Below are 23802 nucleotides of genomic sequence, written 5' to 3'. Positions count from 1 at the left end.
AATATAGAAAGCGAGGGATTAGTTTTGGCTGATAATAACAATTATAAAGGCTTTAATGATGACGAGCGTTCCATTGATTTAAGGCCAGAAGAAAGAGATTATGAACCAAAAACATTTGAAGAGGAAACAGCTGCTGAAGTTACACCAATGACTGGAGCTTTTGGTGGTCGAACAGAAGAACGTGAAGACACAGCAGAAGCAAATTATGACGATGCGACCGCTAGTGGTCGAGGTGTTGGGACGTTTGCCATTGTCCTTTCGATCCTGTCATTGTTCTTTTTGCCAATAATTCTAGGTGCGGCAGGGATCATTGTCGGGTTCGTTGCGAGAAGAGCGGGTGCTAATGCACTTGGGAACTGGGCTATCGGTATCGGTGCATTATCGATTATCTTAACCGTTTTTTTCTCGCCATTTTTCTAGTAAGTCAAAGCAGGAATCCACATCACCTAATTTGTGAAGGGGAGTTATGGAATAAGCACACGCAACTAGCGTGTGCTTATTATTACATTAATAGATAGATGCACTATAAAGTAAAACTTCCATCAGGGAGGGTATTACTGCCAGTTGATAAAAGGTATTAACTGTTTTGATTAGCTAATTTTTCTAAAGCAATTTTGTCAATTTCTTTTTTTAACTCTTCGACCATTATTTCCTCGGGAACTTTTCGAACGATTTCTCCATGTCTAAATAATAGCCCTTCTCCACGAGCACCAGCTATACCGATATCAGCTTCTCTTGCTTCACCTGGACCGTTAACAGCACAACCAAGGACAGCAACTTTAATTGGTGCTTTAATCGTTGAAATATATTCTTCAATTTCATTGGCAATTTTAATTAAATCAATTTCAATTCGACCGCATGTAGGACAAGAAATTAACGTAGCAGCATTAGCTGCTAAACCAAATGATTTAAGCAATTCGCGAGCAACTTTTACTTCCTCAACCGGATCGGCACTTAATGAAATTCGAACTGTATTCCCGATTCCCATATTTAATATTGCACCTAACCCAGCTGCACTTTTAATTGTACCTGCAAATAATGTACCTGATTCAGTAATTCCTAAGTGTAGTGGATAGCTAAACGCTTTGGCTGCTTTTTCATAGGCTTCAATCGCTAAGTTAACATCTGATGCTTTCATTGAAACGATGATGTCATGAAAATCTAGCTCTTCCAGGATGCCAATGTGATGCAACGCACTCTCGACCATTCCGTCCGCAGTAGGATACCCATACTTATCTAAAATTTTCTTTTCTAGTGAACCTGCATTTACCCCAATTCGAATAGGGATACCTTTCTCTTTAGCGGCCTTAACAACTGCTTCTACTTTTTCACGTTTCCCAATATTTCCAGGGTTAATTCGGATTTTATCCGCGCCACCTTCGATTGCTTTTAAGGCAAGTTTATAATCAAAATGTATATCTACAACGAGGGGGATGTTAATTCTAGCTTTTATTGCAGAAATCGCCTCTGCTGCTCGCATATCAGGGCAAGCAACCCTAACAATTTGGCACCCCGCTTCTTCTAGCCGTTTGATTTCTGCAACTGTCGCTTCTACATCATGAGTTTTAGTTGTTGTCATACTTTGGATTACTACTTCATTATTGCCACCAATCGTAATCCCGCCAACTTGTACAGGTCGAGTTTGCGTTCGATGAGTGATTTGGGTCATGAATCATTCGCCCCTTCAATTTTAACTATTAGTGTATTTTTATTGACATACAGTTTTATTTTATCAGTGTACCATTTTATTTGGCAAGGTATTGTTACTCTGATGTTGTGTAAAGAGGAAACAAATAGGTCTTGCCTACTTGAATTTTATCCGCAGTAACCCCAGGGTTTAATTCTTGAAAATCATAAACGATCTGTTGAATAGATGCAGGTATAGGACCATCATGTAAATGTTCTACAATCGATAATACAGTATATCCATTTTCGACAACTACTTCTTGTGCAGGGAAGGCTTCTTCTTCAACTAAAATATTTGAAGGGTTTTCTTCTTGAGAGGTAATTGTTGAAGAACTATCTACTTTGGGTAAAGTACCTGTCGTTAGATCATAATAAATGCTATAAGAGATGATAAATAAGATGATTACTAATACAATGCTATGTTTAAAGCTCAATTGAGTGCTCAATAGCTTGTCCTCCCTAATAAAGTAATTATTCTAACAATATATATGCACGTAGATATAAAAATATACCAAAAATAATATATATTTTTTCAGGAAGGAGGACCCAAAAATGAAGAAATCAACTTCGACAACATTGATAATATGCATCATAGGCTTACTACCATTTGTTATGGTTGTTGGAAACTCGATGTTTATTCCGATTATTCCTGACATTCAACATGAATTACGGTTAACCACAGTAGAAAGTGGGCTTATTTTAACTGTTTTTTCGATTCCAGCAGCTTTAATGATACCAATTATCGGTTTTATATCAGATCGAGTGGGGAGAAAAAAAGTCGTTTTAGTTTCTCTTTTATTTATTATGTTAGGAAGTATCATGTCAGCAGTAGCACCCCTTTTACTTGACGGGCAAGCCGCTTTTTCATTGTTGTTATTTGGTCGATTTTTCCAAGGTGTTGGTGCAGGTGGAACTGCTCCAATGGCAATGGCGATGGCTGGTGATTTATTTGAAGGAAAAGAAAGAAGTAAAGCATTGGGAACTGTGGAAGTATTCAATAGTCTTGGAAAGGTAATAAGTCCAATTATCGGGGCATCTATTGCAGTGTTCTTATGGGTTGGAACTTTTTGGATTTATTTTTTTCTAGCTTTTCTTGCTTACTTTGGAATTAAAATTTCGATCAATGAGCGTGTAAGAGAAAAGAAAGCATTTAGCGTCAAAGATTATCGACGTTCGGTTATAACAATCATTTTAAGGGAATTTAAGTGGCTTATTCCAATCTTTATTGCAAGTGGAGTTGGTATGTTACTTTTATTTGGACTTATGTTTTTTATGTCCTATTATTTTGAAGAAAGTTATGGAATATATGGCATTCAAAAAGGGATATATTTAGCTTTTCCTCTCATCGCATTAACGATTTTCTCATATTGGACTGGCAACAAATTGGGGGGGAATAGTAATAAAGTCAAACAATTTTTATTGTTAGGCTTAAGCATTTTGTTTATAAGTTTCGCATTGCTTATTTTTTTCCATGGGTTACTCGGTTTACTCGTGTTAATAACATTGGTATCTGTAGGATTAGGTTTTTTTCTTCCAGCAGCCAATACAGCAGTAACCTCTTCTGTCGGAATTCATGAAAGGGGTTTAGTGGTTTCTTTATATTCAATGATCCGATTTTTAGGAGTTGCTTTTGGGCCGATTACGTTTAGTGTTTTTATGAACGAACCGATGGAGTTGTTTTTTCTATCCTTTTTTTTCGTAGGGGTATCATTTGTTATCCTTATTTCTTCTTGGACATGCATACCGATTTTAAAGGAGTGTAATCCCACAATATGAAAAAGATGGGGGGACTTTAAAGTTTTACATAAATAATTAGGACAAAAGTCACTTTTCATTTCCCTCGAAAAATAGTTTTCTTAAGGTTAGAATGTTGTTTTTTATACTTTTAGGAAAGTGAAATTTATTAAAAGATTAAAGTATAAGAATGACATCGATTATCGCCTCTTTTGGTGATAAGTCATGTTTTCTAATTGAGGCTTTCAAAGGAGATGGGTTATATGAAATTGATGAAGCAGAAATTTCTTCCATTGTTATTAATTCTATCATTACTTTTACCAAGTATTGTCGTTGCTGATGCAGCGCCAGGAGATATGATTGTAACGTTAGGAGAGGATTTAACAGCAGAACAGCGTCAAAGTCTTTTAAATGAAATGGGTGCTCCAGCAGATGTAGAAATTATATATGTAACAAATGAAGAGGAACATCAGTATTTAGGTAACTATGTAAATGCTCGGCAAATAGGCACGCGTGCCATCTCTTCTTCTATGATTACATTAACAGAATCAGGATCTGGTTTAAATATTGAAACAAATAATATTAGCTGGGTCTCTGAAGGGATGTATGCGAATGCTCTTGTAACAGCAGGAGTAAAGGATGCTGATATTTATGTAACGGCGCCTTTTGAAGTATCAGGTACAGCGGGATTAACTGGAATTATTAAAGCTTATGAAATTACAGCAGAAATTGACATTCCAGAAGAGCAGAAGCAAATTGCTAACGAAGAAATGGTTAGAACAGGTAAGCTTGCGGAAAGTATTGGAATGGAAGAAGCAACAGAGTTAATGAATCGTATTAAAGAGGAAATCGCTAAAAACCCAGTAGAGACAGAAGATGATCTTCGTGCACTAATTCAACGAGTGGCTCAAGAGTTGGGTGTTACTTTAACAGATGAGGAGTTAAATGGCCTTGTTTCTCTATTTATGCGAATAAAAGATTTAAATATTGATTGGAATCAAGTACAAAATCAAATTGGAAAAATTCGAGACAATTTAGGTGATTTTCTAAATCGTGAAGATACTCAATCATTTATTGCTTCGATGTTAGATGTCCTTAATCGTTTTATTGATGCAATTAAAGGGTTATTTAGATAAAGAGTGGCTGACTCATTAGTGTCTACTTCCTCCGACCGATACCAACATGTGCTACTGAATAAGTAGTAACAACGAATTGTGGGGAGGGGTAGAAACTTTCAAATTGAGTCAGCCTCCTCTTTTTAATTAGAACCTCCTTAAGTAGTATGTAATTTGCTTTCACTTTTGGTACAATTTTAAATGAGTAGTGACTTTGTTTTAATGTTTGAAAAGGCATTAGAAGTAATAGGTTGTTGTTGCTGTAGTGTGGTTTGTGCAGGTTTTGTTTGGTTAGTAGCTTTTTTATTAGTGTTTTTCATATTTTCACCTCAAAAATAGTTTAACCAAAAATTGAAATGAAACTTCTTTTATTTTTGTACGTATATTTAAGTGATTGGGGGGGTTGAGATTAATGGATATACTTAATATTGCTAGTATGGGCTTTCTCGTTGTTTTTTTAGGGACTCTGTTCTTATTTGGTGAACTGCTTGTAAAGTCCAAAGGTATTTTCGGTATTCTAGGTATTGGTATTATGGCTGTTTATTTTTCACATCATTTAGGTGGTGGTGAAACAGGAATTTGGGTCATCTTATTGTACATTACTGGTCTTGTATTAATTGTAGTCGATGGAAAAGTCATCAGTGACGGAACCATTGCGCTTCTTGGGATCGTATTAATGATATTAGGATTAGCTGTTCCTGCACCGAGCTTTGTATACGGGGCGTTAGTGGCAATGGGCTTAGTTCTTGGTGCTGCTGCTTCGCTACTTTTTCTTAAAGTATTTCCATCTCGAAAACTATGGTCAAAAATGACGTTAAGAGATCGATTAACTGGGGAACTTGGATATAATTCAATTAATGATAATTATAAAGATTTGGTAGGAAAAAGAGGGAAAGCGGTTACTCCTTTTCGTCCTATTGGAACGATTGAAGTAGAAGGAAAGCAATATAGTGCAACAAGTGAAAATAATTGGTTAACAGAAGGTACGATGATTGAAGTTATTTCAGTGGACGGTACTCGAATTGTCGTAAAAAAAGTAGAAAGTGAATAATAATTAATTCTTAACGAAAAATTTATATTTCGTTAACACTCCAGTGTCATAATCTGATTTAGGTTGACACGAGGGGTGTGAAATTTGAAGAAAAAGAAGAGAGAAAAGTTAAAAGATATCCAAAAAAAAGAGCCATTTTTACAGAAATTTTCGTTACGTACACGATTATTAATTATTTTTTTAACAGTTATTGTTATTTCAACAGGATTAATTGGGCTAATTAGTTATCACCAAGCAAAAGAACTTATCATCGTGACAAATGAAAACAGGTTGAAAAGGGAGATAAAAGTTGTAAAAGAAATGGCAGAGTACTTGAAGCTGTCTTATATTTCTGATGAAGAGCGTTTTAACAAACAGTTTGAGTATGGTGTAAGAGGTCAAGCTGTGGAATTAATTCAAGAAGGGTTGAATGGTGACTTCTTTACGATAGATGATACTGGCACGGTATCACCGTTTAATGTCAGTCGTCATACGACCATTGTTTTTCCTGAACAAGTAATAGAAGAAATACTTGATCAAGGAAATGGGTTAATTTATACGACTATAAATGATTTTGAATATGCATTAGCTTTTGATTTTGTGCAGGATATTCGAAAAACTGTAATCATTGTAGTACCAAGCAATAACTATTTACATAAAATCTATCAATTGGGGAGATTTATTCAATATGCAGTGGTTGTTAGTATTATGGTTGGTTCCATTATAATTTTTTTCGTTGTTCGTACTATTACCCTTCCGTTAACCGCTCTTCGTGCTGTGATGAGGAAAGTAAGAACGGGCGATTTAAGTCAAAGTCTAAACCATAAAACAACTACACCAGAAATTGTTTCTTTAATAAAAAGTTATAACCAAATGATTGAACAAATGAATACAATGATTGATGGAGTGAAAAAGACCACTGATAGGCTCTTTCAGCGAAGTAGTGACCTTGATCATTCTTCTAATATTGTGCAAGATACAAACAGTCAGTTATTAGAAGCTATTCGTGTAGTCGGTCAAGGTGCTGAGCAAACTGCAGTTAGTTCGGATGAAAATACCATGACTTTTCAAAAAATGAAACAAAATATTACACATGCAATACAACAAGTAGAAGTTGTTAATATTAGTTCAAAGGAAATGAATGATCATGCCCAGATAGGAAAGCAACAGATTGGTGATATGTTATTATCTATGGAAGAGTTACATGGTGAATTTATTGCTATTCATGAAACCATTTCAAAAGTTAAAGAAGAATCGCAAGAGATTAGCGGAATTGTTGAACTAATAAAACAAATATCGGAGCAGACAAAACTTCTTGCCTTAAATGCAACAATAGAAGCAGCGAGAGCAGGGGAAGCAGGAAAAGGATTTGCAATTGTTGCTACAGAAGTGAGGAGACTTGCTGAACAAGCAACAACTGCAACTGTTAAAATTACTAAAGCGATACAGTCGATGAATTTCACTTCCGAAAATGCAGCCAATGAGTTTAATTCGATTTTACAAAAAGTAGATAAGCATACGGATGTAGCCCATCATTCAAATGAAGTCTTTCATTTTTTATTAACAAAGATTTTAGATACTAATGTAAAACTAAACGAAATGAAGCAGGGGTTAGCATCACTTGGTGAAGTATTGCCAGACATGGAGAAAGCTTCGGTAAGTTTTACGAGTATATCCCAAGAAACCCTTGCAAGTACAGAAGAAATGACAGCGATTTCTAATCAACAATTGTTACAGTCAAAGGAAAACTACACAATATCAAAAGAATTATACCAAACTTCAAAAAGTCTTCAGGAATTAACTTCGGGTTTTCAAGTAAAAAAAAATAAAGAAAAATAAGGGAGAGGCAGAATTTGTTCTGCCTCTTTAATCGTTACTCAGTTGTTGGAGGGGAGGAGATGTCGGCACTATTTCGTGGGGTTGGTTTAGGAACATATTGCAGCACACGGTATAACATGAATATAGCAATAGCCCAGTAAAAGAACATTGAAAATGGAATAAAGATACCGAACGATTCTGTTAATGCAAAGAAGGCTGTTGGTAATGTAACGGTATAGGCCGATAATATCCATAAGTGTCGATATTTTAGGTTCAGTCCCGCTTTATTCTTAAATACTAATCCAATTAATGCTAATACTGTAATTCCAATAAATTTTAGAGCCGTAATGAAAATGTACAATAATAATAATATAATGCTTAAAATGATAGGAAGGACATCAGCAATACTAGTAACTAAACTGCTTATTTCCGCTTTCGTTAGGTTCAAGTTACCGAAATCACGATATCGAATAGTTTCCGCGATACCGTCAGTCATTATTACTGCTTCACGTTCAAGTAGAGCTAAGCCATTATCGTATTGATAAATATCATTAACAGTCAGCTCACCAGTCGAATCGAGAATGAAGAAATTACTTTCATCTCCGTCTATGTAAGGAGATGAAAAATCTGAAGTTAGAACACCGTTTTGTAAAGCAAAATCGGGAATTTCTTCTTGTAACGATGTAGCTAAATAATTAACTCCTTGGTAAGTAGTCGTAGATATGCTAACTGCGTTCGGTATTGAAATAATAGCCATTAGTAAAAACACATAAAATATCGTTTTACCGATGCCTTGAAAACGAAATATGGCAATATCTTTAGGTGAATATAAACTTCTTATAAGCTGTTTGAAAATGTTCATGTATTTGAGTCTACTCCTTTTCCTTTTGTAGCACCACCAATGTACATTTTACAAGATATGTAATAATGCTACAAGATATGTTCTGTTTCAATTAAGTGAACGGTTTTTTTGGATCATATCTCTTGTCATAACTTGGACTTTATGATATATTACTCTTCGTTACTACATTTTTACCGTTTATTATAAACATCGATAAACGGTATTGACTTAAAATGATGAATTGATATATAATAATTCTTGTCTTTATTATTCCACAGTAGCTCAGTTGGTAGAGCAATCGGCTGTTAACCGATCGGTCGCAGGTTCGAGTCCTGCCTGTGGAGCCAAGTTATTGTGGCGGTGTAGCTCAGCTGGCTAGAGCGTACGGTTCATACCCGTGAGGTCGTGGGTTCGACTCCCTCCGCCGCTACCAATTTACTTAATTTAATAAAATGGCGGTTGTGGCGAAGTGGTTAACGCACCGGATTGTGGTTCCGGCATTCGTGGGTTCGATTCCCATCAGCCGCCCCATTTATGGACCCTTAGCTCAGTTGGTCAGAGCGGTCGGCTCATAACCGATTGGTCGTAGGTTCGAGTCCTACAGGGTCCACCATTTAAATGATATTAGAAATAGAAACTAAAGTTTTTACACGGAGGAATACCCAAGTCCGGCTGAAGGGATCGGTCTTGAAAACCGACAGGCGGGTTAAACCGCGCGGGGGTTCGAATCCCTCTTCCTCCGCCATATTATACATATTAAAGCTTATGATTGAATGATGAATTCAATCATAAGCTTTTCTTTATATTTGGATATCTTTTAGGAATATCCACGTGATTGCGCCTAAGGCAATACAATAAATTGCAAAGTATGTGAGTTTCGCTTGATTTAACATTTGGATGAGCCACTTAATTCCTATAATTGCAAAAATAAATGAGGCGATACAGGCGATTGCGAGTTCAAAACCTATCCCTGAAAATGTCTCTGTAGTTAATTCAGGAATTTTTAAAATGGTAATTCCTAAAATAACCGGAATTGATAACAGAAATGAGTATCGAACAGCTGTTTTTTTATCCAAACCACACCAGAGGGACACGATTAATGTACTACCTGCCCTTGAAATTCCTGGTATAACAGCGAGGGCTTGACCAAAGCCGATTATAATGCAATCTTTCCAATTCATATCTTTTACCGTTCGTGTTCCAACATTAATTCCATGTTCAATTAGGATTAAAAAGAGTCCAGTTACAATTAGTGATGCACCGATAGTTGAGGAATGAGTCATGTTCGTTCCTATTATCCCTTCAATTCCCTTTCCGACTCCCATCGTAATTAAAGTCGCACCTACGATTAACCATGCAAATCGATAGTTTGCCTGCGCTTTCTGATCCTTTGTTAAGAGGTATGATAAAAAGTCTTTAATAATATCCAATAGATCTCTCCAAAAAAAACAGATAACCGCTAGTAAAGATGCTGCGTGAAGAATGACTTCGAATGTTAAATTACTCGTAGAAATTTGAATTCCTAATATCTTCTCAGCGATTACTAAATGTGCAGAACTAGAGATAGGAAGAAACTCAGATATCCCTTGGATCATCCCTAATAATAATGCTTCAACCCAGTTCAATAATACACCCCCTTAATATATACGTAATTCACAATATGGGGTTTGTCCGGTAAATATGTATATTTTGATTACTATTTTTGAAATAAGGGTACAGTATAAAGTGGATTAAATAAGAATGCGGTTAAATACAAGATACATATCAATTGCAAGATCAAGTTTTTTCTGATAATGTAATTATTGAGCAACTTAGTAAACATTTCTGTTGCTTAAATATATTAACTGTATAGTATTATTTTTCCAAATTAAATTTTAAAAATATCTAGGAGGAAATGAAAAATGGCAAAATATGAATTACCTGCATTACCTTATGCTGCAAATGCTTTAGAACCACATATTGATGAGCAAACAATGAATATCCATCATGGAAAACATCACAACACATATGTAACAAACTTAAACAATGCGTTAGAAGGTCAAGATGAGCTATCAAGCAAATCAATTGAAGACCTAATTAGCAACTTAGATGCTATCCCAGAAAATATTCGTACAGCAGTTAGAAACAATGGTGGAGGACATGCTAACCACTCATTATTCTGGACTTTATTAAGCCCGAACGGTGGCGGGGAGCCTACTGGTGACTTAGCAGCAGCTATCAACAGTAAATTCGGAAGCCTTGACAGCTTCAAAGAAGAGTTTGCTAAAGCTGGAGCTACTCGTTTCGGTTCAGGTTGGGCTTGGCTAGTTGTTAACAATGGAGAGCTTGAAGTGATGAGCACTGCTAACCAAGATTCACCAATCATGGAAGGTAAAACTCCAATTCTAGGCTTAGACGTGTGGGAGCATGCGTATTACTTAAATTACCAAAATCGTCGTCCAGACTACATAAATGCATTTTGGAATGTAGTAAACTGGGATGAAGTAGCGAAGCTTTATAGCCAAGCTAAATAATATAAGTGAAACACCGTTGGCCGATGGGGTAACGGTGTTTTTTATATTTGAAAGAACCTTCTAAAGCAATCGGTTACTCAGTTCACTAGAATTTGTTGCATAACGCCTATGCAAAATCGCCAAACTACACATAAGGTGGTGTAGTGACGGCATGAAAATGTTGCAAAAATTAGTCGGGGATGTGGAAGTAAATCGAGATTTAGTATTGTTATTAACAATAGGTGGATTATATGCACTAAGTATTGCGTTATCCAACACGTTTGTAAATGTTTATCTATGGAAGCAGTCTGGAGAATTTCTTGATATTGCACTTTATAATTTATCATCCGTTGTCATGCAGCCGATTACATTTATTCTTGCTGGAAGGTGGGCAAAAAAAATTGATCGTGTTATCGTGCTGCGGTTAGGAGTTAGCTTCCTATCCGTTTTCTTCTTTACTGTTCTTTTTTTAGGTGAAAATGCAGCACAGTATTTGATTTTATTAGGGTCATTATTAGGAATCGGTTTTGGCTTTTACTGGTTAGCTTTTAATGTCTTAACATTTGAAATTACAGAACCTGAGACTAGAGATTTTTTCAATGGTTTTTTAGGCTTGTTAACGTCTTTTGCTGGGATGATTGGTCCTATTTTAGCAGGGTTTATTATAACAAGAATGGAAAAGCTTATTGGTTATAAAATAATTTTTGGCATATCGTTAAGTTTATTTGTTATTGCAGTTATCACTAGTTTATTTCTCAAGCGAAGACCAGCTTCAGGAAGTTTCTCTTTTCTTACGGTATTAAAAGAGAGAAAGCGAAACGATAATTGGAGGCATGTTCTTCACGCCCATTTTTTTCAAGGGTTAAGAGAAGGGACATTTGTTTTTGTAATAGTTGTATGGGTGTATATTGCTACTGGTAGTGAACTTGCTATAGGTACGTATGGGTTGGTCGCTTCAGCGGTTTCTTTTGTGTGTTATTATTTAGCTACACGTCTCATGAAGCCATCCTTTCGAAAGAAGGCAATTTTGCTTGGTGGTACCATTTTGTACTTAGCGATTTTTATTATTATTACGGATTTAAATTTTACAAGGCTCATAATGTACGCTGTGGTTATTTCAATTGCCTATCCAATGTTACTCGTTCCGTATGTATCTTTAACTTACGATGTGATTGGTAAAGGATGGAAGGCAGCTGAAATGCGTGTAGAATATATTGTCGTTCGTGAATTATTTTTAAATTCAGGGAGGATTGCTTCAGTACTTGCCTTTATATTAACTATTACGATCTTTAATGAAGAACATGGAATACCAGGGCTATTTCTAATTTTAGGTGCAGGTCACTTATTAATTTATTTCTTTATTAGAAAAGTGAAAATCCCTCTTAATAAAGGTGGAGAAACTTATAGTTTCTCTCGCCAACAAAAGGGCGAAGGAGATAGTGGGGGTACGAGTGTTTAAATTTGTTAAAAAGTATGGGAAAATAAATCTAAACTTTTAAAATAACATTTTAATATGATATAATAGTTATACAAACATAAACATCAAACCTGCCGTGTTAGTTAGCTTCTACTTGTTTCGAACCGTGGATTTAAAAAGGGAGTTCTATATTTAACATTGCACAACATGCCTAAATATTAGGACGTTGGAAAATGTTTTGCGAACACCCACCTACGAGTGTAGGTTCTTGAAACAATAGGGCAACGGCATTCGCGGGTTTTCTATTTCAAAAAATAACAAGAGGCTGACTCATAAGTGTCTAAGCTCATCTTCAAGGTGCCTGACATTTTATTCTGAGTTGGCTTCTATTTTCATGTACAATAATGAAGTTTATTCTATAGAGAGGAAATAAAAATGACAAATCAAAAAAAGAAAAAGAACCATGTCCCAGCGCGGTTAAATTTACTATTCTTTGCGGTATTTATTCTATTCTCTGCTCTTATCCTAAGGTTAGGTGTCGTTCAAATCGTTCAAGGGGAAGATTTTACGAGAGAATTAGAACGGACGAGTAATGTCACTACAAGGATTGATGCTCCAAGAGGCTTAATGTATGACCGTTATGGGAATATCGTAGTTGATAATGAATTAGAATTATCTCTTACGTATACTCAGCCACCGCGTCCATCAGAACGAGAAAAATTAGAAGTCGCTCAAAAATTGTCTCATTTAATTGAATTAGAAACATCTAATATTACAGAACGGGATATGAAAGATTTTTGGATACTGACGAGGCGTGAACAAGCACTAGACAAAGTTAGTGTAGACGAGCGAAAGAGTTTAGACAATTCAGAGGAATATGAATTAACTTTAAAGCGGATTACGGATGAAGACTTCTCTGAAATAACTGAAGAAGAAAAGAAAGTATTAGCAATTAAACGTGAAATGGACCGTGGGTATGCACTTGCGCCACAAAGAATTAAACAAGGAATAACGACAGAAGAAGCTCATTCGATCATTGAGCATCTTGCAGAATTACCAGGTGTTGATATTTTACCAGATGCCACAAGAAAATATGTCTATGAAAATACGTTCAAAAGCTTCTTTGGACGAACAGGGTCGATTCCAAAAGAAAGCTTGGACTTTTATTTATCAAGAGGCTACGACAGGTCTGATATCGTTGGAACGAGTTTTCTTGAGCTTCAGTATGAACAGGCGCTTAGAGGCCAAAAAGCTGTGGTCGAAAATATTACAAGTCGTGGTTCAGTAGTTGGTACAGCAATTGAAAAATTAGGACAAAGAGGAAATGACCTTGTCCTGACGGTGGACATGGAGTTGCAAATAGGAGTTGAGGACATCCTTCGTAGAGAAGTGGAAGGAAATCGTGGGGCCTATTTACGTGATCCGGCTGCTTATGTTGTGATGATGGATCCGAAAACGGGAGACATTTATGCAATGGCTGGTTATGAAGGAAATGATTTTGATCATTTTGGTGTTGTCAATAAGTCTTTTGAGATGGGCTCTACTATCAAAGGAGCTACTGTATTAGCAGGTTTACATTCGGGGGTAATTAATCCTAATTCAATTATACATGATGCACCGATTCGAGTGGGCGGAGAGACGAAGCGTTCTGTCGCTACTATGGGGAATATCAATAGTACTACAGCATTAGAAAGGTCATCGAACGTTTATATGTTTCATATAGTGATGAGAATGGCAGGGTTTAATTATAGTTCGCAATGTTGTTGGAACGACTTAGCTGGATCTTATGGAGATTTTAGAAGTTATTTAAATCAATTCGGCCTTGGAGTTGAAACAGGAATTGATTTACCTTCTGAAGGGTTAGGGGTTAATGGTGGCGTTCAACAACCAGGTAACTTACTTGACTTTGCAATCGGACAGTTCGATACGTATACGCCACTTCAATTAGCTCAATATGTTGCAACGATTGCAAATGATGGATATCGTATGAAACCACAACTTGTAAAAGAAATAAGGGAACCAGGTTCATCAAAAGAAGAACTAGGTCGAGTTGTCAATCAATTTCAACCATCTGTTATGAATCGTGTCGAAATGAGCGATGAACATATTCGACATGTTCAGAGAGGATTTAGGCAAGTTATCGTAGGATCAAGAGGTACAGGTCGAGCTCTTGCCAATAAACCTTATCAACTAGCAGGGAAAACAGGTACCGCCCAGGTTTTAAATAATAGGGGGAATAACCAAACGTTTGTAGCTTATGCTCCTTATGATGATCCGAAAGTGGCTGTTGCTGTTGTTGTACCAAATATGAATAGAAATTCGAGTGCAACAATTTCCAGAAACATACTTAGTGGTGTAATGGATAAATTCTTTGAGTTAGAAGAAAGACGTCAAAGCCCATCGGTAAATACTCCAGCAGTGGATGAAGACGAAGAAAATAATGATTAATAGTTATGAGAAAGAGGCTGACAGAATGTTGTTAGCCTCTTTCTCATAAAAAAGTTTATTGTGTAATTTCTAACGCAATTTCTTCGATCGTCATCGTACTGTTTAATTCGAATTCTCCAGCTTTAATATGATGGGTGAGATCATTGTCTCGTAAAAATTCTAAAAATGCATCGGTGTTTTCTAAAACATTTACTTTTTCTAAGTAATTCGCAACTTCTGTACTGCTCATTCCGCTTTGAATTTCGATAATTGTATAATGAATCGTATGAGGTTGTTGCTCCAGTTCCATATCTTCGTCGTCTTTTGAAGTAGCTTCGTCTTTGCCTTTTAATAAAAGTTGATATTCATCCTCTTCTAAAATAATAAAGCCTTGGTCCTTTAAAATATCCATCATTTCTTCACTACTTAACTCTATTTCTGGTATTTCCATATCTTCTTGTTCAATTTCAGCTTGTGTTGTTTGAAAAAAGTACATAAAGGCAAAAATACTGGTAGCTAGAATAATGCCTGCTGCTATTCCTTGAACTGTCTTTTTCGTCATTTTATCCCTCGTTTCTACTGTCCATCTTTACGTTGATAAGAAGCAATCAATCCTAAGACTTCATTTTCTGAAAGGGTTGTTAATTCTGCAATCTTCTCTATAGAATAACCAGCTTCGTAATAGGAAGCTACTTCGTTTATAAGTCCACTTGTTGTGTTTTTTTTCATTGTTTGATTAAGAAATGTGTCTTCGCTTCCAGACAATAGTTCTTCTTCTAAAATCGTTATCTTTTTTTTGAGTTGATAAATTTCTTGCATGAAAGTCATTGTAAACCCATCTAATTGATTTTCAAGGTCTTTTGTACGGTCTTTCATAAATAAAGAAGCTACGATTAGAACTATTGCTAAGACGAAAAGTACAATGATAACGATTTCCATGTAAATCCCCTTTCTCTCTCAAGAAAAAATGAAACTTCCATCAGTGAGGCTGTTCCTCTTCTCCACTGATGGTTAGTTGAGGCCTACACGATGTGGGTCACACAGTCATTGCCACAGGACTTGGCCATATAGTCTGTATTCATTAGTTGTTACTGCCAGTTGTTGCGGGATACATATATTTATGTGCCTCTTATCATTATACTGCTACTGTCAATACTCTTTTTCAAGTTTTCCCATAATAAACCAAAATTCTTCATAAAACCTTATTTTCATAAGCGAAATTGGACGAAAAACTTTTTTTATCCTGTTTACCCCCTGCAAACTCTACATATGACAGGAATAGACAAAATAGACTGCTTGTTTGAAAAATAGAAGGTCAGTAAGATAAATAAAGGAATTATTTTATTTGGTGAAACGATACTATTCAAACAAACTCTTATTAGAATTACTAAGTTGCCAAATAAGTATAGAAAAATTAGGGGTTAAGTGAAGAATAAACACTAACTAAAGAGAATTAACAAAAATTGTAGGAGGGCTTTATTGTGCCTAGGGAACTCGTAGTAGGAAACGGTAAACTACTCGTTAATATCGATAAGGATCTTCAAGTAAGAGATATATACTTTCCATATGTCGGTCATCAAAACCATGTCCAAGGCCACCCAAATCGGATTGGGGTCTGGATTGATCATTCCTTTTTCTGGTTGAGTTCAGATCAATGGACGATCCAAACCGATTACCATAATGATTCACTTGTCACTAATAGTCAAGCTGTATTACCAGAACAACAAATTGCGATTCGAGTAGAAGAGGGAGTACACCAACGTGAAATGGTGTTTATTCGTAAGTTTTCAGTAGAGAATTTATCCAATGAACACCGTGAAATTAAATTGTTTTTTCATCAAGATCTTGCTATTTACGAGAATGAAGTAGGAGATACTGCTTTTTTTTCACCTAAAGACCGCACGATGATTCATTATAAAAGAAATCAGTACTTTTTATTTAATGGTTGCTTTGAAGAGGAAGGAATTAAGCAATATACAACAGGGGTCAAACGTTTTCACTCTCAAGAAGGGACTTTTCGAGATGCGGAAGATGGAAAACTTCATTTTAACCCCATCGCACAAGGCTCGGTCGATAGTACTTTTTCGTTAGAAGGAACACTCCCACCAAAGGTTACGAAAGAAGCTTTTTATTGGATGACAGTTGGTAAGTCCTTAAAAGAAGTACAAGCTTTAAATGAGTACGTAATTGAAACGGGGATTCAAAGAACATTAAACAAAGTTCATATGTATTGGAAAAGTTGGGTCAACAAAGGGGAAGTGTTGATGGCTAATTTTTCTCCAGAGATGATTAATTTATATAAACGAAGTCTTCTTGTCATTCGGACACAAACCAATGAAAATGGATATATTATGGCTGCAAATGATTCGGATATCTTGCAATATAACCAAGACCACTATAGTTATATGTGGCCAAGAGATGGGGCTTTAATCGCACAAGCGATGGTTAAAGCGGGTTACCATGGGATGGTTCGAAATTTTTTTAGGCGATGTAGTGAAGTGTTATCAGATGAAGGATATTTGTATCATAAATACAATCCTGATGGTTCAATTGGTTCAAGTTGGCACCCTCTTATTGGGGAAAATGGAGAAGAACAATTGCCAATACAAGAAGATGAAACGGCCCTTGTATTGTGGGCATTTTGGGAAGATTATGCTGCTACGGGAGATATTGAATTTGCGCAATCACTCTACCGTCCTCTTGTTTTTCCAAGTGCTGAATTTTTGTTGCGATTTATTGATGAAGAATTAAATTTACCTTCACCATCCTATGATTTATGGGAAGAACGTCGAGGCATCTTTACATTTACAGCTAGTTCCGTCTACGGTGGTTTGCTTGCAGCTTCTCGCTTTGCTCATCTTTTAGGTGAAGAAGAGAGTGCTGAACGTTATGAACTAGGTGCGAAGCGAATAAAAGAAGGAATGGAAGAATTTCTTTTTGATAAAGATAACGGGACATTTTTTCGGGGGATATATAAAGATGAAACGACGGGGGAGATTAAAAAAGATCAGACTCCTGAAAGTAGTCTTTATGGTCTATTTGCCTTCGGAATGTATGATGCAAAGGATGAGAGAGTGAAGAAGACCATGAATATTATTAGCGAGAGGTTAAGGGTAAAAACAGACGTAGGCGGATATGCTCGATATGAGAATGATACATACTTTAAACAATCCGAAAATTTAGAGGAAATTCCTGGTAATCCATGGATTATTTGTACGTTGTGGGTCGCCAAATGGCATATTCTTCAAGCGGAGAGCCTAGCTGATCTTAAGCCAGCTTATGAAATATTCCAATGGGTTTGTGGACATGCGCTCAGTAGTGGGTTACTCGCTGAGCAAATTCACCCTTATACAGGGGAACCGCTATCCGTTGCACCGCTTACGTGGTCGCATGCTACATTTGTGGATGTCATAAATGACTACAATCAAGCGTTTCAAAGATTATCCCTAAAAGTGTAAAAAAGATACACTTGCTACTGCGGCATATCTTTGCTATCATTTAAAGGTATGAATGATAACAAGAGGTTTGGAGGGAGAACATTATGCGCGTACAAGTAACTTTAGCTTGCACTGAAACTGGTGATCGTAACTACATCACTACTAAAAATAAACGCGAAAACCCTGAGCGTATTGAGCTAAAAAAATATAGCCCAAGACTTAAGAAACACACTTTACATCGTGAAACGAAGTAAGGTAAACAAATGAGACCGCAATAACCTATACTTTTAGGGTTTGCGGTCTTTTTTGTTAGGGGTAAAAAAAAATAAATGAATCTTGGAGGTGGAAAAATGAAACGGAAAAAAGAATTGCGATCCCTAGTAAAAGAAAAGTTAAATGAGATGACTGAAGAAGAATACATGCATAATAGTAAAATGATACAAGAACATTTATGTTCAACTGTCTCTTGGAAAAATGCGAATACTATAGCGATTACCATCTCCAGAGGTAAAGAAGTGGATACATATAAAATTATTAAAAAAGCATGGCAAGACGGAAAAAACGTTGTTGTTCCAAGGACTTATCCAGAATTGAGTACCATGGTTTTCTTCAAAATAACAGACTTTAATGAACTTGAAAATACTTATTTTCAACTAAAAGAACCTAAGGAAAATGTATGTTTACCCTATGAGTGTGAGAAGATTGATTTGATTATCGTTCCTGGAGTAGCTTTTGATAGGGAGGGTAATCGATTAGGGTATGGTGGAGGATATTATGATCGGTATTTAGTTAATTATCTTGGGCAAACATGTGCAATTGCTTTTGAGAAACAGCTGGTCACAAGGGTACCAGTAGAATTATTTGATATTCCTGTTCAGATGATTATAACTGAAGATTCTGTGTTTAAGTGTTGACTGAGATACTTTTATTGGAGCATTATATCAAGTGGAATATCAAAGTAAAATATGTCATCGATCAACCGAACGCTTATTTCATTGTTCATAAAAGACAATGAGGATCAAAGGGTTACCGTTTGTAAATAACGATACAGTTACCTTATTTTGTACAGGAACGGGAGGTATCGCTGGAGCTCTATTGTTTTTATTACTTTAATGCAGTTGAGAGAGAATAGTTAGTGACGCTACTTTGCACAAGTATTTACAAATGGTGAACGTTCGACTTATTGAGGAAAAAATATGTCTTAATGTACATTCTACGTATATTTAATCCTAAGAAAGGTGGCAAATTAATGGACAACTCAAAAAGTAGTCGCGTAGTCATTATCGGTACTGGATTTGTAGGATCAAGCTATGCATATGCACTCTTAAATCAAGGAGTTGCAGATGAAATGGTACTTATTGATCTTAACAAAGAAAAAGCAGAAGGAGATGCGATGGATTTAAATCACGGCTTGCCTTTTTCAACACCAATGAAAATTTGGGCAGGGACTTACGCCGATTGTAAAAATGCGGATCTAGTAGTGATTACAGCTGGAGCAAACCAAGCGCCTGGTGAAACAAGACTTGATTTAGTGGAGAAAAATACAGCTATTTTTCATAAAATAGTTACTGAAGTGATGAATGCTGGTTTTGATGGTATCTTCCTTGTAGCTACAAACCCAGTAGATATCTTAACATATGCGACGTGGAAGTTCTCAGGATTACCTAAAGAACGAGTCATTGGTTCGGGAACGATTTTAGATACGGCACGCTTCAGATTTTTATTAAGCGAATACTTTAATGTTGATTCAAGAAATGTTCATGCTTATATTATGGGTGAGCATGGAGATACTGAATTACCGATTTGGAGTCACGCTGACATTGGTGGAAGACCGATCTTACGGTATGTTGAAGATAAGGAATCGAGTATTACAAAAGAAGGATTAGACGAAATCTTTGTTAATGTTCGAGATGCGGCCTACCATATTATTGAACGTAAAGGCGCAACTTATTATGGGATTGCAATGGGACTTGTGCGTCTTACAAAGGCAATTTTACGAAATGAAAATTCCGTATTAACAGTTTCCGCATTATTAGAAGGACATTATGGATTAAATGATATTTACATTGGTGTTCCTGCGATTGTCAATCGAAGTGGTGTACGAGAAATCGTTGAACTTGACTTAAATGCTGATGAGCAAGAAAAGCTTCATCATTCAGCTGATATATTAAAGAAAGCGATGAAACCTGTATTAAAATTTAATAAATAGAATAAATGAAACTGAAATAAGGCAAATTATGAGCGAAGGAGGAGATTGTATGTTATCTCGTTTATCTATGATTGTAATTGCCTATTTTGTCTATCGCTTTCGTTATCGAATTCTTAATGTATTACTTGGACAACAATGGATTAGAAAGTCGGCAGTGAGACTTACGATGAAAATTCCTGGTTTAAGACAGAAGTTTATGTCTCAAATCATGTTTAGTCCTAGAACGGAAACGACGAATAATGCATAAATAAAATAATATTGAAAAAGGCACAGTCATTTATAAAGACAGTGCCTTTTTCGTATCGTATAAGTGGTGAGGAAGGCCTTAATCTTGGTATAATAAGGAAAGGGGGTTGGTGAAATGCGGTGGAGAACTATTTGTTTTGATTTAGACAATACATTATTCAGTCATGAAGAGGCCTTTGAAAAGGCAATTTGTTATTGTCTTGAACAGCAGCAACAGAGGTGGTTAGAAACAAACCAGCTAGTGAACAAAATCGACATATCTGTATGGTTTAAAACTTTTAAATCATATAGCGATATTTATTGGAAGCAATTTGAAACAAAGCAAATTGATGCAAGAACATATCGTCGCTGGCGCTACCATGATACGATGAAACAATATCATTTACCTTATTCTGACGATGAAGCAGATGCATTTCATGCCCATTACTATGAAATAGTTAGTTCATTTAGTGAACCTTTTGAAGGGTTAATCGAGATTATGAATGAACTAAAACAACGAAATATTACAGTTGGGATTATAACCAACGGTACAGCAGATACTCAATACCGAAAAGTAAAGAAATTAGGCTTGGAAAATTTCATTTGTGACGAACATATTTTTGTCTCAGAAGAATTAGGAGTTGCTAAACCAAATCGAGCTATATTTGATTTGGCTCTAGAACGACTGAGTCATTCTGGTGAGAAATTGTTTATAGGGGATTCTTGGGAACACGATATTTGTGGTGCCATCGAAGCGGGGTGGGACGCAATCTATTTGAATACAAGAGGAATGCCAGCAACAACTGAACACCAACCACTTGCTACTTTTGAAAAACTAACGGAAGTATTGAATCTACTAAAGAATGACCAATCCATGAAAGGGTGAGGCAATGGACGTTTTGCAACATGATTTATTTTACTGGCAACTTGTCCACCATCTAGTCATTCATAAAGGGATGCGAGTTATTGAAGTTAATCCAAACTGTAACGAAATATGGTTAGAAGAAGAAGATCATGAACCTTCTAAGATTATTCGAATTATACGTAAAGATATTAATTGGAGTAATCGCTTGAAAGAAGATATGAAAACGACTTTAGTTAAGTTCAATGGGTTACGGAGACAACTTAGTTCTCGTAAGATAGAAGCCGAAAATATATATGTCTCAACATATCGTCCTGTTGATTCTTCAGAGCATTTATTTGTAAAACCTACTACGACTGCTCAGCAAAAAACGGTAATGCACTCATACTTGATTGAAGCTGAGTACGGGAGTAAAATTAGTGAACTTGAGCGGTTACAAATCTCAATGGAATTAGACGCTGATGGAGTAGATACGGAAGGTATAGATGTTGAAGAAATTCAACAAGAAATCAGAAGGTTAAGAAAAGAAGTTGTAGCTAAGGCTGAAGAAAGATTGAATGCAGAGAAAGCGATTTTTACATTCGGAAAACCGAGGTTTACTTATTTTTTATTAATTGTAATCTCAATAATGTTCGGGTTACTTGAAATTAATGGCGGAAGTATGAGAATTTTAACTTTAATCGAATTTGGAGCTAAATACAACCCTTTAATTGAAGCAGGTGAGTATTGGCGCCTTTTAACAGCGATGTTTTTACATATCGGTTTTCTTCACTTTTTTATGAATTCCTTTGCTCTTTTCTATTTAGGTAGTGCGGTAGAAAGGATTTATGGTAGTTGGCGTTTTTTGTTTATTTATCTAGTCGCAGGTTTATTTGGGTCTATAGCTAGTTATGCCTTTAATGAACAAGTTGCAGCGGGTGCTTCTGGTGCCATCTTTGGTTGTTTTGGAGCATTGTTGTACTTTGGAGTTAATCACCGTAAATTATTTTTTCGAACAATGGGAATGAGTGTTATCGTTATTCTAGTGATTAACCTTAGCTTAGGGTTTTTAGTTCCAATGATAGATAACGGGGCTCATATTGGTGGTTTATTAGGAGGTTTCTTGGCCTCATTTGTAGTACAGCTGCCGAAGCAGACCGTTCGTATTAGACAATTCATCTTGTTTGGTTTTATCGTTTGTGTAGGATATGGATTATTTGTATTTGGAACGATGAATGAACAAAAGACAGGGTCACCTATTGTACACTTACAGTTTGTTCAGGAACTACTAGAGGAAGAAGAGTATGATAGAGCATACCCATTATTATTAAGTTTGAAAGGAAGAAAACTTGAAATTCCTGAACTACACTTTTTATTAGGATATACCGAAGTACATCTAAGTAAATTTACCGAAGCAAAAGACAGTTTTAATCGTACGGTTCAATTACGTCATGATTTTCATGAAGCACACTATAATCTCGCTTTAGTATACGTCGAGTTAGGTGAAATAGAAAAGGCCCTTGAAGCTGTCAATGAAGCATTATTTTACTCACCGACAGAAGAGCCGTATGGCGAATTAAAAGAGAAATTAGAACGGTAAGGTTTTGATATGCTGAACTTTTTCCTCTTTTATCGTTTGAAAAAGAATGATGAAATGATCATTGTTTTTGGAGAGTAAAACAAGTGGAACAGTACTACCAACAGGTTGAATTCCTAAATTATGTGCTTCTTGCATACCAAAAAAATATTCCTTGTATATACTTTCCCAAATCTTATGAATTAATTTAGTTGTTTCATTTTCAGTTAGGTTAGGGAGTTCCTTATACTTACATAGATTAGTTATTGGAAAAGACGTGTACTGATCTTCATTAATGTTATAGTAATTCAACATGCCTTTCCAAATATATGCTAATTGTTGCTCAACGATATAATCGAGAATTCTTTTTCCTTCTAGTTCTTTTTCGTCAGATGGTTCTTTGAAGGACCGTATAGGACTTAATGGTGAATCAATGATATACAGTTCATCACAACTAATTGTTAATCGACTTTTAATGTCATCGTTCGGATAATGAATTTCAGAGTGGTGGAAAGATAAAGCTTGAAAGTGACCACTATCCTCACCTTCTATGACTTTTCTTGTCTTTAATTCTTGTTTATTCTTTTCCAACTTTGACATTACTTGCGTCAATCTACCATCTTCGAATAAGAAGGAAATATCTTTTCTTAAATAAGCATTTTGGTTTAATTGTGAACCAATGCTCCAATCGATCGAATATTCATCTTCATCTTCAATCGTAAGAAATTGTAATGATGTATTCGCATTAATATATTCTACTTGCTCATCGATTGGTTCGAATGTAAGCGTTTCTAAAGAAGCAGAGTTTCTATCAAATAAAGTCAGCAATAAAATAACAACAATAATAAATAAAGTACTTATGAAAAGTAGTTTCTTGTTCATATGCTACCTCCAATGGATATAGACAGCCTATTATTCAGTTATGTTTATGTAATAAAAATGTGTAATATGATT

At 35.8% G+C, this 23802-nt stretch carries 22 protein-coding genes, 5 tRNA genes and 1 other RNA gene; 21 read left to right on the top strand and 7 right to left on the bottom strand.

What is annotated here, in order from left to right:
• The first annotated feature begins 24 nt into the window (after positions 1-24).
• Entirely contained in the window at positions 25-420 is a 396-nt protein-coding gene (locus BK574_RS12505; protein WP_238457631.1) for a DUF4190 domain-containing protein, read from the top strand.
• A gap of 157 nt (positions 421-577) precedes the next feature.
• Here the strand turns inward: BK574_RS12505 and ispG are convergent, their stop codons facing one another.
• Both ispG and BK574_RS12495 read right to left on the bottom strand, forming a co-directional pair.
• Complete coding sequence (ispG, locus tag BK574_RS12500; RefSeq protein WP_180320614.1) at positions 578-1660, bottom strand: flavodoxin-dependent (E)-4-hydroxy-3-methylbut-2-enyl-diphosphate synthase; 1083 nt, start codon at positions 1658-1660, stop codon at positions 578-580.
• A 103-nt stretch (positions 1661-1763) separates the two neighbouring features.
• Positions 1764-2132 carry a hypothetical protein gene (locus tag BK574_RS12495; RefSeq protein WP_238457630.1) on the bottom strand — a complete coding sequence of 123 codons (369 nt, stop codon included), beginning with the start codon at positions 2130-2132 and terminating at the stop codon, positions 1764-1766.
• 106 nt (positions 2133-2238) lie between these two features.
• Between BK574_RS12495 and BK574_RS12490 the strand changes: the two genes are divergently transcribed.
• The 4 genes from BK574_RS12490 to BK574_RS12475 all read left to right on the top strand — a co-directional run bounded on the left by BK574_RS12490 (position 2239) and on the right by BK574_RS12475 (position 7404).
• Positions 2239-3462, top strand: a complete 1224-nt coding sequence (locus BK574_RS12490) for an MFS transporter (RefSeq protein ID WP_078428828.1) — start codon at positions 2239-2241, stop codon at positions 3460-3462.
• Between the two features lie 221 nt (positions 3463-3683).
• Positions 3684-4556 carry a DUF1002 domain-containing protein gene (locus BK574_RS12485; RefSeq protein WP_075388722.1) on the top strand — a complete coding sequence of 291 codons (873 nt, stop codon included), beginning with the start codon at positions 3684-3686 and terminating at the stop codon, positions 4554-4556.
• 391 nt (positions 4557-4947) lie between these two features.
• Positions 4948-5586: an NfeD family protein gene (locus BK574_RS12480; protein WP_075388721.1), complete on the top strand. Its 639-nt coding sequence runs from the start codon at positions 4948-4950 to the stop codon at positions 5584-5586.
• An 84-nt stretch (positions 5587-5670) separates the two neighbouring features.
• Positions 5671-7404: a methyl-accepting chemotaxis protein gene (locus BK574_RS12475; RefSeq protein ID WP_078428827.1), complete on the top strand. Its 1734-nt coding sequence runs from the start codon at positions 5671-5673 to the stop codon at positions 7402-7404.
• Positions 7405-7438: 34 nt separating this feature from the next.
• Here the strand turns inward: BK574_RS12475 and BK574_RS12470 are convergent, their stop codons facing one another.
• Positions 7439-8245, bottom strand: a complete 807-nt coding sequence (locus BK574_RS12470; protein WP_075388719.1) for a DUF1189 domain-containing protein — start codon at positions 8243-8245, stop codon at positions 7439-7441.
• Positions 8246-8495: 250 nt separating this feature from the next.
• Here BK574_RS12470 and BK574_RS12465 point away from each other — a divergent pair.
• The 5 genes from BK574_RS12465 (at position 8496) to BK574_RS12445 (ending at position 8969) form a co-directional block, all read left to right on the top strand.
• Positions 8496-8571, top strand: a tRNA-Asn gene (locus BK574_RS12465).
• A gap of 9 nt (positions 8572-8580) precedes the next feature.
• Positions 8581-8657: transfer RNA gene (locus tag BK574_RS12460), tRNA-Met, on the top strand.
• Positions 8658-8679: 22 nt separating this feature from the next.
• Positions 8680-8755: transfer RNA gene (locus tag BK574_RS12455), tRNA-His, on the top strand.
• 5 nt (positions 8756-8760) lie between these two features.
• Positions 8761-8837 (top strand) — tRNA-Ile (locus BK574_RS12450).
• Positions 8838-8876: 39 nt separating this feature from the next.
• Positions 8877-8969: transfer RNA gene (locus BK574_RS12445), tRNA-Ser, on the top strand.
• 55 nt (positions 8970-9024) lie between these two features.
• Here BK574_RS12445 and BK574_RS12440 read toward each other — a convergent pair.
• Positions 9025-9849, bottom strand: coding sequence for an undecaprenyl-diphosphate phosphatase (locus tag BK574_RS12440; RefSeq protein WP_075388718.1), 825 nt, complete (start codon positions 9847-9849; stop codon positions 9025-9027).
• A gap of 276 nt (positions 9850-10125) precedes the next feature.
• On the opposite strand from BK574_RS12440, the gene BK574_RS12435 reads away from it, so the two are divergent.
• The 4 genes from BK574_RS12435 to BK574_RS12420 all read left to right on the top strand — a co-directional run bounded on the left by BK574_RS12435 (position 10126) and on the right by BK574_RS12420 (position 14581).
• Entirely contained in the window at positions 10126-10737 is a 612-nt protein-coding gene (locus BK574_RS12435) for a superoxide dismutase (RefSeq protein ID WP_075388717.1), read from the top strand.
• A gap of 151 nt (positions 10738-10888) precedes the next feature.
• Positions 10889-12175, top strand: a complete 1287-nt coding sequence (locus BK574_RS12430) for an MFS transporter (protein WP_075388716.1) — start codon at positions 10889-10891, stop codon at positions 12173-12175.
• An 83-nt stretch (positions 12176-12258) separates the two neighbouring features.
• A non-coding RNA gene (gene ssrS / locus BK574_RS12425) (6S RNA) lies at positions 12259-12437 on the top strand.
• Positions 12438-12568: 131 nt separating this feature from the next.
• Positions 12569-14581, top strand: coding sequence for a peptidoglycan D,D-transpeptidase FtsI family protein (locus BK574_RS12420; RefSeq protein ID WP_078428826.1), 2013 nt, complete (start codon positions 12569-12571; stop codon positions 14579-14581).
• 55 nt (positions 14582-14636) lie between these two features.
• Here BK574_RS12420 and BK574_RS12415 read toward each other — a convergent pair whose 3' ends face one another.
• Together BK574_RS12415 and BK574_RS12410 are read right to left on the bottom strand one after the other, a co-directional pair.
• The gene (locus tag BK574_RS12415; protein WP_078428825.1) at positions 14637-15122 is read right to left on the bottom strand and encodes a hypothetical protein; all 486 of its coding nucleotides are present in this window, start codon (positions 15120-15122) and stop codon (positions 14637-14639) included.
• Positions 15123-15136: 14 nt separating this feature from the next.
• Positions 15137-15499 carry a hypothetical protein gene (locus BK574_RS12410; RefSeq protein ID WP_075388713.1) on the bottom strand — a complete coding sequence of 121 codons (363 nt, stop codon included), beginning with the start codon at positions 15497-15499 and terminating at the stop codon, positions 15137-15139.
• 542 nt (positions 15500-16041) lie between these two features.
• On the opposite strand from BK574_RS12410, the gene BK574_RS12405 reads away from it, so the two are divergent.
• The 7 genes from BK574_RS12405 to BK574_RS12375 all read left to right on the top strand — a co-directional run bounded on the left by BK574_RS12405 (position 16042) and on the right by BK574_RS12375 (position 22872).
• Entirely contained in the window at positions 16042-18018 is a 1977-nt protein-coding gene (locus BK574_RS12405; protein ID WP_078428824.1) for a glycoside hydrolase family 15 protein, read from the top strand.
• Positions 18019-18101: 83 nt separating this feature from the next.
• Complete coding sequence (gene rpmG, locus BK574_RS12400) at positions 18102-18251, top strand: 50S ribosomal protein L33 (RefSeq protein ID WP_075388711.1); 150 nt, start codon at positions 18102-18104, stop codon at positions 18249-18251.
• Positions 18252-18347: 96 nt separating this feature from the next.
• A complete protein-coding gene (locus BK574_RS12395) occupies positions 18348-18911 on the top strand; it encodes a 5-formyltetrahydrofolate cyclo-ligase (RefSeq protein WP_142247961.1) in 564 nt (187 codons plus the stop codon).
• Between the two features lie 335 nt (positions 18912-19246).
• Positions 19247-20206, top strand: a complete 960-nt coding sequence (locus BK574_RS12390) for an L-lactate dehydrogenase (protein WP_078428822.1) — start codon at positions 19247-19249, stop codon at positions 20204-20206.
• 49 nt (positions 20207-20255) lie between these two features.
• On the top strand, positions 20256-20453 hold the full coding sequence (locus BK574_RS12385; protein WP_139313929.1) for a hypothetical protein: 198 nt from the start codon (positions 20256-20258) through the stop codon (positions 20451-20453).
• A 114-nt stretch (positions 20454-20567) separates the two neighbouring features.
• Positions 20568-21317 carry an HAD family hydrolase gene (locus BK574_RS12380; RefSeq protein ID WP_075388708.1) on the top strand — a complete coding sequence of 250 codons (750 nt, stop codon included), beginning with the start codon at positions 20568-20570 and terminating at the stop codon, positions 21315-21317.
• 4 nt (positions 21318-21321) lie between these two features.
• Positions 21322-22872: a rhomboid family intramembrane serine protease gene (locus BK574_RS12375; protein ID WP_078428821.1), complete on the top strand. Its 1551-nt coding sequence runs from the start codon at positions 21322-21324 to the stop codon at positions 22870-22872.
• Here BK574_RS12375 and BK574_RS12370 read toward each other — a convergent pair.
• A complete protein-coding gene (locus BK574_RS12370; RefSeq protein WP_078428820.1) occupies positions 22861-23730 on the bottom strand; it encodes a hypothetical protein in 870 nt (289 codons plus the stop codon). The genes BK574_RS12375 and BK574_RS12370 overlap by 12 nt on opposite strands.
• Between the last annotated feature and the right edge of the window lie 72 nt (positions 23731-23802).

The organism is Alkalihalobacterium alkalinitrilicum (assembly GCF_002019605.1).
Lineage (GTDB): Bacteria > Bacillota > Bacilli > Bacillales > Bacillaceae_F > Alkalihalobacterium > Alkalihalobacterium alkalinitrilicum.
This window is presented reverse-complemented; position numbering and strand designations above follow the sequence as displayed.

What these genes read in the sequence shown, in the direction of transcription:
- BK574_RS12375 (WP_078428821.1), top strand. Translation starts at nt 21,322, where the DNA reads ATGGACGTTTTGCAACATGATTTATTTTACTGGCAACTTGTCCACCAT.
- BK574_RS12415 (WP_078428825.1), bottom strand. Translation starts at nt 15,122, where the DNA reads ATGACGAAAAAGACAGTTCAAGGAATAGCAGCAGGCATTATTCTAGCT.
- BK574_RS12480 (WP_075388721.1), top strand. Translation starts at nt 4,948, where the DNA reads ATGGATATACTTAATATTGCTAGTATGGGCTTTCTCGTTGTTTTTTTA.
- BK574_RS12385 (WP_139313929.1), top strand. Translation starts at nt 20,256, where the DNA reads ATGTTATCTCGTTTATCTATGATTGTAATTGCCTATTTTGTCTATCGC.
- BK574_RS12410 (WP_075388713.1), bottom strand. Translation starts at nt 15,499, where the DNA reads ATGGAAATCGTTATCATTGTACTTTTCGTCTTAGCAATAGTTCTAATC.
- BK574_RS12430 (WP_075388716.1), top strand. Translation starts at nt 10,889, where the DNA reads ATGAAAATGTTGCAAAAATTAGTCGGGGATGTGGAAGTAAATCGAGAT.
- BK574_RS12470 (WP_075388719.1), bottom strand. Translation starts at nt 8,245, where the DNA reads ATGAACATTTTCAAACAGCTTATAAGAAGTTTATATTCACCTAAAGAT.
- BK574_RS12420 (WP_078428826.1), top strand. Translation starts at nt 12,569, where the DNA reads ATGACAAATCAAAAAAAGAAAAAGAACCATGTCCCAGCGCGGTTAAAT.
- BK574_RS12395 (WP_142247961.1), top strand. Translation starts at nt 18,348, where the DNA reads ATGAAACGGAAAAAAGAATTGCGATCCCTAGTAAAAGAAAAGTTAAAT.
- BK574_RS12435 (WP_075388717.1), top strand. Translation starts at nt 10,126, where the DNA reads ATGGCAAAATATGAATTACCTGCATTACCTTATGCTGCAAATGCTTTA.
- BK574_RS12390 (WP_078428822.1), top strand. Translation starts at nt 19,247, where the DNA reads ATGGACAACTCAAAAAGTAGTCGCGTAGTCATTATCGGTACTGGATTT.
- BK574_RS12490 (WP_078428828.1), top strand. Translation starts at nt 2,239, where the DNA reads ATGAAGAAATCAACTTCGACAACATTGATAATATGCATCATAGGCTTA.
- rpmG (WP_075388711.1), top strand. Translation starts at nt 18,102, where the DNA reads ATGCGCGTACAAGTAACTTTAGCTTGCACTGAAACTGGTGATCGTAAC.
- BK574_RS12485 (WP_075388722.1), top strand. Translation starts at nt 3,684, where the DNA reads ATGAAATTGATGAAGCAGAAATTTCTTCCATTGTTATTAATTCTATCA.
- BK574_RS12380 (WP_075388708.1), top strand. Translation starts at nt 20,568, where the DNA reads ATGCGGTGGAGAACTATTTGTTTTGATTTAGACAATACATTATTCAGT.
- BK574_RS12370 (WP_078428820.1), bottom strand. Translation starts at nt 23,730, where the DNA reads ATGAACAAGAAACTACTTTTCATAAGTACTTTATTTATTATTGTTGTT.